This is a genomic window from Microcoleus sp. N3A4, assembly GCF_036701805.1.
Taxonomy (GTDB): Bacteria; Cyanobacteriota; Cyanobacteriia; order Cyanobacteriales; family Microcoleaceae; genus Microcoleus.
Map to the genome: position 1 here is coordinate 1 of NZ_JAUBRJ010000091.1, position 9,482 is coordinate 9,482.

Below are 9,482 nucleotides of genomic sequence, written 5' to 3' on the forward strand. Positions count from 1 at the left end.
GACTGTTGACTGTTGACTGTTGACTGTTGACTGTTGACTGTTGACTGTTAAAAATCTCAAATCTCAAATCTCAAATCTCAAATCGGTTGACTGTTGAATCGGGGTCTAAAAACTGAATGGTTGAGTGTTAACTGTTGACTCGATTTTATGATTCCGATGCAACCAGAAACGATATGATTGGTTATTATATACTCGGTACGGCTTCGCAGGGGGTAAGACTTGAAATAGTCCAATCCGGCAACAATTTCAGTACAAAACCCGCCGCAATGAGGCGACTGAATTTGATTGGGGTCAACAATTCGAGGCAACTCAAACAATTTTTGGCTGTTCCGGGTCTTTTAGCGCATCTCCTGTAGAGTTTACAAACTATAAATCAGCTTGTATTATGAAACTAAACATCCGACTTGCTTGTTTGCTAGCGCTCTCAACTTTAGCTGTTGGAGTCTTCCCCGCCTCGAGCAATCCCGTTCGTTCTCCTCAAACTCAACTCAACGAAATTACTGTTATTTCCAACAATATCGAACTCAATCGGGCGAAAAACTTAGCCCGTCAAGCAGCAGAAATTGCTAATGGGGGTTTGGGGAAATATCGAGCCGAAGCAGCGATGCACGGTGTTTCGTCTCAATCGCCTTTTGTAGACAATGGCAACGGTACTTGGACATTTACTTTTAAAGGTTACAAACCCGGTTCGTCTGTCTATACGGTAGAGACGGTTGTTACTGTTTCCCAAGAGGGGAGGGTAACAGTCGATTACAACGGGCCAATTCGCGACTCAAACCCATTTTAACAACACTTTGGACAGTTTCGATCGCCAATCGTATGATTTTAGGCGATCGTCTCGTGCAAACTGCGCTAACAGGCAATAGAACTGTCAGCGCATTATCAAGAGTTTTAGCCTACACCATACAAACTGTTCCGACTATTGTTACCAGCAAAAAATCCCTGTAACAAATAAGCTGTTCTGCATTTAGATTTAATAGCAGTTTCCCAAACTTATAGCCTTTCTCAGAAAGATGAGGTACGTAGTTGGGCTTCAGCCCTCTCAGTTTAAGTGGTTATATAATCTGTCAATCATACCTCATCTTTTTGAGAAAGGCTATATAAAACTGTATCAAATCTCCCCACTATTACCTCACGATTAATTCCCCATTCTTCACTCTCAAAGGCTGGAAAATACAGATTGAGAATTGCTAGAGTCTTGTCACCTCTATTTACAGTGATTCAAAACTGGCAGTGAAACCATCTAATTTCAAGCATTCTTCCATAAACTCTTCTACGTCATTGACGTTTTCCAGTTGATATTCCATGATGCGTTGAGCATCGCCTTTCATTTTTTTTGAAGAAAGAGGCGTAGCCGGATATTTGGCAGCAATTGCTTTGAAAGCTTTGGAATGGATATCCCAGCTTGCAGCAGAACATTTAATGATTAAAACCCACACGCTCAAATTCCTCCTACGGTTTGGTTTACTAACTAATAGTCTAGAGTTAAGCTTACTTCGACAGTGCCGATAAATCAAGGTATTCGGTTGTTTGGAAAAAAGCTAAAAGCCTAGCCACTATACGATCGACACCACCTTTAAAATTAGACTCAACATTCAAAGGCATCACCGGATCGTGTAGCGATAAGCGTAACAGAAACCAGCCGGATTCGCTAGCTGACGTGCAGGAAATTCGCAGACCTTCATAGTTATTCGGAACGATTTTCCAGTCTGCTTGCATTGACACAAAATCTTGCAGTTGCTCGATAACGCGATCGCCCTGCGCTTTAAAATCATCCACACCTATTTTAATCCGAAATTCTGCACTTTCTTCCGGTTCTTTTAAATTCGCAATTAAATCCGGCAAAGATTGATTTGCCAGCTTTGATTTAGCTAACTCAATCAATAATTTACTAACCAAATAAGCGCCATCATCTAGAAAGTAATTTTCTTTTAAAGCTCCATGTCCAGAGGTTTCAATGGCTAGCCACGATTCCTGTCCGGCTTCATTGAGGCGAATCGACTCGTCAATCACATTTTTGTAGCCGCGTTTAAAGCGATGGTGAATTCCTTTTAAATCCTGTTCGATGAATTGCGTTAAGCCATCGGAGGTGATAGAATCGGTGACAATGGTAGAGCCTGGGTGCTCTTGCAATACGATCGCAGAAATCAAGGCAATTAAGCGATTGCGATTAAGTTCATTGCCAACTCCATCGACAGCCGCACTGCGATCGACATCGGTATCAAAAATAATCCCAAAATCAGCTTGATGTTCAATTACCGCTTGACAAATTGACTGCATTGCCTGTTTATCTTCGGGATTGGGGACATGATTGGGGAAAGTGCCATCGGGTTCTAAAAACTGACTTCCTGTGGTGTCTGCACCTAAAGGTTTTAAAACGCGATCGACATAAAATCCGCCAGCACCATTCCCCGCATCCACAACAATTTTCAACCCTGTCAGAGGCTGCTCAAAGTTATCGGGATGATTGACTGCTTCCCGAATTTTTGTGACAAATTGGTGAGCGTAAACTGAGATAAAATCATTTTTGATAATTTTACCGGGCGCTGCGGCTGACTGAAATTCATTAGTGGCAGCTAGTGTTAATATTTGGGTAATATCTTGTTTTTGTAAGCCACCTTTGGCGGTGAAAAACTTTAAGCCGTTGCGATTGAATGGCAAATGGCTAGCAGTGAGCATAATCGCGCCGTCGCAATCAAAACCAGGGGTTATGGTACTCATAAACATGGCAGGGGTTGAAGCCATTTCAAAATCGTACACTGTTGAACCAACTGAGGCGATCCCGTCCGTGACAGATTGCATTAAGGTTGGCCCTGATAGGCGGCTGTCGCGCCCGATCGCGATCGTTAATTCTGCGGCGGGTTTGTTGACTTTTTGCACCAGCCAACTGACAAAGGATTTACCTAAGATTGTGGCAATTTCTGGCGTTAGGTTGACTTTTTCACCGGGAACGCCTTCGAGGGCGATACCGCGAATGTCTGAGCCATTTTGAAGTTTTGTCCAGTTGAAGTTTTGCATAATAATTGATGGTAATTAGAAGGTAGAAAGTAAAAAGTCGTCGGCGGTTTAAACCGATACAAACAACGTTCGCCTAAGCTGAAATCAGGCTTCGCCGATGCGGACTAATAAATAAAGAGGGTAGAAATCTCGGATTCGCAATTATGCGTTACGGTGATAGAGTTTTTGAATCCAATTATCACAATTTTAGCTCCATCACCGCTGAGATTAAGCTCTCATTCCTCAGTCGCGTTCAACGCTGTAAATTGCCTGTAATCGGAACTCACCGTGAGCGGGAACTTCCACAATATCTGTAGCGGCATTGGTCGTTTCTACGCACAGCAAGCGCTGATAATCTGCATCATCAAGGTCGGCCATGTTTGCAGAAATTGTCACCCAGGGATTCCACACTACGGTGGATTTGCTACCAGAGGATTTAATGCGAATCCGACGATTGAGAGCGCTATCGTCAATGACTAATTCATTGGTGACATCGAGATAAATGCGATCGACTTCACCTGTTACTACCACTGCACCTCCTTGAGTTTTTTCTACACCACCATCAACTTTATCAAGATACTGGCTATTTTCTAAACCCAAAACCTGCACGCGGTTGATATCACCGACTTGGAAATAGGTGTGGAAAGCTTGGGTGAGGGGAAAGGCTTTGTCACCTAGATTGCGGGTGATTAATTCTACAGTGAGGCTGGTACCGATCGTAATTGCGATCGCCAGTTCAAAGGTTTGGGGCCAAATTGCTCTTGTTTCGTCGGTATCTTTGAGTCCTAGAGTGACTTTGGTTGCGCCGTCAGGGGTTGTGGCGGTGTTGACGACATTCCAGAGGCGATTCCGCACAAACCCATGACTGGGACGCCCCAAGGCTTCGGGATCTGGGCCAAACCAGGGCCAACAGATGGGTATACCGCCTTTGATGGCTTTACCTTCGGCGTAGTAGGCTTTTTCGCTGACGAACATCAAGTCTGCGGTTTCGGTGGCTGGTTGGAAGGAGAGCACTTGGCCGGAATACACAGAAATTAAGGCTTTGGCTTGGCCGTTGTCGATGTGAATCATCGGGAAACCACCGTTTCCGGTGGCGAAGGTGAGGTGGCCGGCAATGCCGTAGTCTGTGTTTAATTGGTCAATACTCATGCTGTTTGCCTGGTTAATTGCTTCACAATTATCCGATATTATGGTGGCTAGATTTTTTTGTATTGTTGAGTTTGACCTGGGAGGGTGCGATCGGTTAATAGGTTATGATGTGGAGACAAATGTTGGTTGCATTGTGGTGTTGGGAGGAGATTAAAGGGATTTGACAGTTAACAAGGTTTGTTGAATTTTCATGCTGGTTTAATTTTTACTGGCTGAATTTTGAAAGAATACCCCATTATTGTATCTGGAGATACTAAATATGAAGCTCAAGTCATCTTTATTTTATAACACATTTTTAGTGGCTAATTTGCTGCTAGGTTCTACAATAGTTTTCAGTACCACTACTCAAGCCCAGACGAGAAACTCTGGTGAAAATTATAGCTCTAAATGTAGTTTCTACGGACAAAATCAAAAACAGGCACAAACAATAGGCTGTTCGATCCAGCAGAGTCCCAACCAAATTATAATTAACTGGAATGATGGATTGAAAACTACTCTAGTTTCCTCAGATGGTAGTTGGAAATCAATGCCTTCTGAAGCGAAAGCCGAAGTCAGATTTTATGCTGGTACTGGACGAGTTGCTCAGGTTGAAATTTTCGCAGGCCCTGGTAAAGGAATTATTGTGGTCAATCCCTAATCGCACTGATTGAGTTAAGAAACCCGGTTTCTGGGAATTCTGCAAAGATTAAGAAACCGGGTTTCTGAGAAAATCTAGGTGGGTGGCGAGAGTATTTGGAAAGAAACCCGGTTTCTGAGAATTGTGCAAAGATTAGAAAACTGGTTTTTTATATCAATTTCCAAAAATAATGGAAAATCCCTGATAGGGTTTTATGGTTTTTCTCGATTTTTTTGATTGTGGCAATCTTGGCATTTGCAAGCGTTTCAAGCCCTAGACAGGGAAATACGGTTTTCCCGCAGGTGCAAACCATTCTCAAGCACGCCATCACAACTTACAGCGTTTGCGTGAATCATTTTTTTCGGCTGCGTAGCTCAAACCCATGCTGTGCCAGCAATACAGCCGAAAAACTTGACCCCTTAAAAAAACACCTGTCGATTCCCGCAAAATCTTATAAATCAGAACCGGGTTACAAAACTCCGACTGCTAACTGTTCCTCAGCCTCTTGCTCGTTCATCTCGTCGAGTTTTTGCCAAACTTGCTGCATCAATTCATCCAATCCAACTCTACTAACGGCGGAAATCAACAAAACAGGAGCGCCGCTAATTTCTTTAAGTCTGCTGATTAAATTACCGATTTCTTCGCTTTCGAGGTCGATCGCATCTACCTTATTAAAAGCCAAAATCTGCGGTCGATCGGCTAAACCGCGCCTGTAAGCCTTCAATTCTTCCTGAATTGTGACATAATTGGCGATCGGATCTTCATCCGTAACATCGATCAAGTGCAGCAGCAACCGAGTCCGCTCAATGTGCCGCAAAAACTCGTAACCCAAACCCGCGCCCTCGTGTGCTCCTTCAATCAATCCCGGAATGTCGGCAAACACCGTACCGTCGCCGCTGGGTTTTCTGACTACGCCCAAATTCGGGACTAAAGTTGTAAACGGATAATCTGCTATTTTGGGACGAGCCGCAGACAAAGCCGAAATTAAGGTGGATTTGCCAGCATTCGGCATCCCGAGAATTCCCACTTCAGCTAATAGCTTCAATTCCAGCCGCAAAAATTTGTGTTCTCCTTCTTTTCCCGGCATCGCATAATCGGGAGCGCGGTTAGAATTGGTCAGAAAACACTTATTTCCCAAACCGCCTTTGCCGCCTTTAGCTACGCAAAAAGTCTGTCCGGGCGTTACTAAATCTGCTAAGATTGCCTGAGTTTCCGCGTCGTAAACAACTGTACCGCAGGGAACTTCGATCGTGCGATCGTCCCCAGAAGCCCCAGTCATATTCTTCGGCGCGCCTCGCTTCCCGTCTTCGCCTTTAAAAATCCGGTTGTACTGAAAATCTAGCAGCGTTTGCAGGCTTTCCACCGCCACCATAAACACAGAACCGCCCCGCCCGCCGGTGCCGCCGCTCGGCCCGCCCGCCGGTACATACTTTTCTCTGCGAAAAGCTACCATACCGTCGCCGCCTTTGCCGGCTGCGACTTGAATATCTGCTCGATCGATAAATTGCATAATTTAGTCAGTAGTCAATAGTCAGAAGTCATTAGTCATTAGTCATTAGCTATGATACCAGATCCAAGTACAATATTCCTCTTTTCCTTGAGTGTGCAGAGGCGGACTCCAAGCAAGTGCAGTCGCGACTTATAGTCGCCGGAAAAATATAGTTATACCAATTCTGAAAAGTAGTGCATACCGACAGATTTTACCCGAGCATCTGTAGGGAAACGGCAGTGCCGTTTCCGGCTCTTGGGTCTGCGACTTTTAATAATTTGTATGAGATTGAAGATTGTAGCAAAACTTTTTTTGACTTGGTATTATCAAAGCGGATTTAATATTAGCAGGACTTACCCACAAAAACTGAATAAACCTGGTTTTTCTACTGGGGCGGATCGCTGTAACGATGTTTTTTTGTAGAAAAACCAGGTTTTTGCGTGTTGGACTAATTAGTAGTCATTGGTTAATAGTTACAGTCATTAATCCAAGATTTCACAAGAATGGCTAATGACTAATGACTAATGACTGCTGACTGCTGACTACTGACCACTGACTGCTAACAATATATCGATACATCTTCCTTGCAATCATCTGCCAAATAGCAGAGAGATCGAAAGCGCATCCCCACCAACTGTTCGTAAAGCGGGTTAATCTTGCACATCGCCGGAATGTGCACGATTTTGCGTCCGAATAACACGACATCTCGCTCAAACGGACACTGCGGCGGAATCATTTTGCAGACAAAGTGTGCGACTCTGGGGTCGTGAACTTCCCAGGCGTCAAGCCAGTCTTTGACTGGTTGCAGGACATTTTTGTGGTGAGGTTGAGGTAGTCGAGATGAAAGCGGTGTTCCGGCGACGGGGGCGACATTCGCATCAAAGACTATTTGGCTGCTGGGCCCCTGCGGCTCGCACTTGCTGTCTTCGATGGTGTGTCGCAGAGCTTCGATCGCCTCGACGCTGTGACCCAAAGCTGTGCAAAACTTGTAAAGTACCTCGTCTTCCGAGAGCGAGTAGGTACCGTCTGCCAAGGCTACCATTACTGCTGTTCTCAAAAAATTCTCGCCGTTGGCTGTGCCTTTCCCTAACACAGCAGCTAGTTCCTCTGGGGCAATGGGTTCAAAAACCTCCTCAAAAGATATCGGATGTAGTTCATCCTGAGTTAGATTCGCAATCATTTTTTGCTCGTCTTCGTCAAAGTTGCCGTCTGCCCAAGCAATTGTCAGCAATCCGCGCAGCCAAGCAGTAATCTCTTCATCGGTGCAGGAAGATTTTGCGTTACTCATTAGCATTTCCATTTGGATATACCAGTCAATTTGTTCGTTTACAGCGGGATCGATATTCCCCTCCCAAGAATTTTTACTGCTTTTTTGTTCGATCGATCTATTTGTTGAAGGTTTGTGCTCGAAGATTGCTCCAAACGCTTGTAGTGGACGTGTTAAAAGCATATTTGTTTCTCAGGAGCATCGCTAACTAGCGAGCTAATCTATTGGGTAATCCTATTCCTTAAAACGTCATCTATCTGGAGGAATAGGTTTCTTGGACTCATCTTAACTCTAGTTGCACCGATTGAGAGGGCGATCGACTTTTATTCAAACTCGATTGCCGCGAGCAAACCAATTTTTGGCAACAAATAAAAGGTTTGCAAGCGTTGAATCTAATCAGACACGGGGTTTATCACCCAGGGGCGATCGAATTTCGCTATGTTTATATCTTAATATATATTTTTGTAACTTTTTGTGTAGTGGCGTCGCAATATTTGACAGCGAGCAGGCTTTATGACTTGGAAAAAAAAAGAGCTGATGCAACTGTTACCGCCGTTCAAGGGTTGCGATTGCTGTGGCCGTCTCTAAATGACCGAGAATTTCTTGATGGTACCCGCCACGTAATTTATCCGTGGGGTCAATCGAAAATTTAAAATCGAAAATCTAAAATCGAATGACTGATTTTTTTTAACTGCGGCGACACAAAATCCAGCGCAATTCCATTGGCGGGCGTCCGTTTGCCATCGGGAACACATCTCGACCGGTTGCCCAACTGGGAAACCAGGGCGTCGGCGGCCAGGCTCCTTCTGGCAGGTGGTGGCGTTCGTACTGAAACACCAATTCGTCGGATATTTGGACTAAGGGCAACCCTTCCATTGCGGTGGCGAGTTCTTGGGGGGTAAATAAAGTAGACCAGGAGAGTTGGGCAACTTGTCGCACCAGGACATCTGGCTGGTAGTCGCCGACGGTTAAAAATGTGCTGAACAGCAACAGGCCTCCGGGACACAGGGAATCGCACATTTTAGCGAGGAAAAGCCGTACTTGATCGCTGTCTCGAAAATGTGAGATGACTTCGGCGGCAACTGCCAACTGATAGCGGGCCGGTTTCATCCGCATTAAGGGGTCGAGCACATCGCCTTCGGTAACTGTCACGGGAAGGTTTTCGGCTGTTACTGCCGCTTTCAATTGTTCTGCAAAAGCTGGGGTTAGCTCGATCGCATCCACAGAATAGCCCAATCTCGCCAGCGGCAAGGTATTGCGGCCGGTACCAGCTCCCACGTCCAAAATCCGCACTCGATCGGGATTTCCCAATCTAGCAGCCGTCGCCATCAATTTTGCGTCTGGATGAGAGCCGAAAAGCGGAGGTTCTCTGGTGTCTACCCAGCTTTTGTACTGTTCTCCCATTGTTGAGGTAGTAACAATCACTTTGCAGGCTAAACCGGTTTGCGGCGGCTGCACTGATTCGTATTGCAGGATCAGCATCGATGCTGTGGAGGTGCGGTAGCCTTGTTCTAACTTGGTGGCTAAAAGCTTGCTGAGTTCGTCTCTGCGTTGTTCTGGCAGGGGTCTGTCGAGAGTGCGAAATAGCTGTTCGATCGCCTTGAGATAGTGGCTGAGCATTCCCGGGATACAGGGAAATACTAATTCTCCGCGAGCGATGATGCGAGTATTAATTTTGTAGAGGATAGCTTGCTGGAGAATATCGGGATTTACTACCAGCGGTAGCTGTTCGGTTTGGTCGATCGTACTTTCGGCGCCCATAAATTCCGCGAAGAGGTGATTAGTTGTTAGTTGTTAGTTATTTGTTATTCGTTATTTGTTATTCGTTATTTGTTATTTGTTATTCGTTATTTGTTATTTGTTATTTGTTATTCGTTATTTGTCATAACTCACATCTTGCACCCTTTTCAATAACAGGCAAGATGCCTGTTCCACAAAGAGGGAATTTTCTTCTTGTGGAACGG

General features: G+C 45.0%; 10 protein-coding genes. 4 read left to right on the forward strand and 6 right to left on the reverse strand.

Annotated elements, in window-relative coordinates; genetic code table 11:
* The first annotated feature begins 385 nt into the window (after window positions 1–385).
* Window positions 386–787 (forward strand): hypothetical protein, encoded by a 402-nt coding sequence (locus QUA56_RS32570; protein ID WP_333366937.1) that lies wholly within the window; start codon window positions 386–388, stop codon window positions 785–787.
* A gap of 424 nt (window positions 788–1,211) precedes the next feature.
* Here the strand turns inward: QUA56_RS32570 and QUA56_RS32575 are convergent, their stop codons facing one another.
* The 3 genes from QUA56_RS32575 to QUA56_RS32585 form a co-directional block, all read right to left on the reverse strand.
* Entirely contained in the window at window positions 1,212–1,439 is a 228-nt protein-coding gene (locus QUA56_RS32575; RefSeq protein WP_333366940.1) for a hypothetical protein, read from the reverse strand.
* 52 nt (window positions 1,440–1,491) lie between these two features.
* A complete protein-coding gene (locus QUA56_RS32580; protein WP_333366943.1) occupies window positions 1,492–3,018 on the reverse strand; it encodes a phosphomannomutase/phosphoglucomutase in 1,527 nt (508 codons plus the stop codon).
* Between the two features lie 222 nt (window positions 3,019–3,240).
* Window positions 3,241–4,146, reverse strand: a complete 906-nt coding sequence (locus QUA56_RS32585; RefSeq protein WP_333366946.1) for a D-hexose-6-phosphate mutarotase — start codon at window positions 4,144–4,146, stop codon at window positions 3,241–3,243.
* On the opposite strand from QUA56_RS32585, the gene QUA56_RS32590 reads away from it, so the two are divergent.
* Entirely contained in the window at window positions 4,145–4,300 is a 156-nt protein-coding gene (locus tag QUA56_RS32590) for a hypothetical protein (RefSeq protein WP_333366948.1), read from the forward strand. The two genes, QUA56_RS32585 and QUA56_RS32590, sit on opposite strands and share 2 nt — an antisense overlap.
* Window positions 4,301–4,405: 105 nt before the next feature.
* Complete coding sequence (locus QUA56_RS32595) at window positions 4,406–4,783, forward strand: hypothetical protein (protein WP_333366951.1); 378 nt, start codon at window positions 4,406–4,408, stop codon at window positions 4,781–4,783.
* Window positions 4,784–5,231: 448 nt separating this feature from the next.
* Here the strand turns inward: QUA56_RS32595 and obgE are convergent, their stop codons facing one another.
* Together obgE and QUA56_RS32605 are read right to left on the reverse strand one after the other, a co-directional pair.
* On the reverse strand, window positions 5,232–6,272 hold the full coding sequence (gene obgE, locus QUA56_RS32600) for a GTPase ObgE (RefSeq protein ID WP_333366953.1): 1,041 nt from the start codon (window positions 6,270–6,272) through the stop codon (window positions 5,232–5,234).
* A gap of 538 nt (window positions 6,273–6,810) precedes the next feature.
* Window positions 6,811–7,701, reverse strand: coding sequence for a Mo-dependent nitrogenase C-terminal domain-containing protein (locus QUA56_RS32605; RefSeq protein WP_333366956.1), 891 nt, complete (start codon window positions 7,699–7,701; stop codon window positions 6,811–6,813).
* Between the two features lie 203 nt (window positions 7,702–7,904).
* Here QUA56_RS32605 and QUA56_RS32610 point away from each other — a divergent pair, with 203 nt between their 5' ends.
* Window positions 7,905–8,171 carry a hypothetical protein gene (locus QUA56_RS32610; RefSeq protein WP_333366958.1) on the forward strand — a complete coding sequence of 89 codons (267 nt, stop codon included), beginning with the start codon at window positions 7,905–7,907 and terminating at the stop codon, window positions 8,169–8,171.
* 34 nt (window positions 8,172–8,205) lie between these two features.
* On the opposite strand, the gene QUA56_RS32615 is transcribed toward QUA56_RS32610, so the two are convergent.
* A complete protein-coding gene (locus tag QUA56_RS32615) occupies window positions 8,206–9,279 on the reverse strand; it encodes a class I SAM-dependent methyltransferase (RefSeq protein WP_333366962.1) in 1,074 nt (357 codons plus the stop codon).
* Between the last annotated feature and the right edge of the window lie 203 nt (window positions 9,280–9,482).

What these genes read in the sequence shown, in the direction of transcription:
- QUA56_RS32570 (WP_333366937.1), top strand. Translation starts at nt 386, where the DNA reads ATGAAACTAAACATCCGACTTGCTTGTTTGCTAGCGCTCTCAACTTTA.
- QUA56_RS32580 (WP_333366943.1), bottom strand. Translation starts at nt 3,018, where the DNA reads ATGCAAAACTTCAACTGGACAAAACTTCAAAATGGCTCAGACATTCGC.
- QUA56_RS32590 (WP_333366948.1), top strand. Translation starts at nt 4,145, where the DNA reads ATGCTGTTTGCCTGGTTAATTGCTTCACAATTATCCGATATTATGGTG.
- QUA56_RS32585 (WP_333366946.1), bottom strand. Translation starts at nt 4,146, where the DNA reads ATGAGTATTGACCAATTAAACACAGACTACGGCATTGCCGGCCACCTC.
- QUA56_RS32595 (WP_333366951.1), top strand. Translation starts at nt 4,406, where the DNA reads ATGAAGCTCAAGTCATCTTTATTTTATAACACATTTTTAGTGGCTAAT.
- obgE (WP_333366953.1), bottom strand. Translation starts at nt 6,272, where the DNA reads ATGCAATTTATCGATCGAGCAGATATTCAAGTCGCAGCCGGCAAAGGC.
- QUA56_RS32605 (WP_333366956.1), bottom strand. Translation starts at nt 7,701, where the DNA reads ATGCTTTTAACACGTCCACTACAAGCGTTTGGAGCAATCTTCGAGCAC.
- QUA56_RS32615 (WP_333366962.1), bottom strand. Translation starts at nt 9,279, where the DNA reads ATGGGCGCCGAAAGTACGATCGACCAAACCGAACAGCTACCGCTGGTA.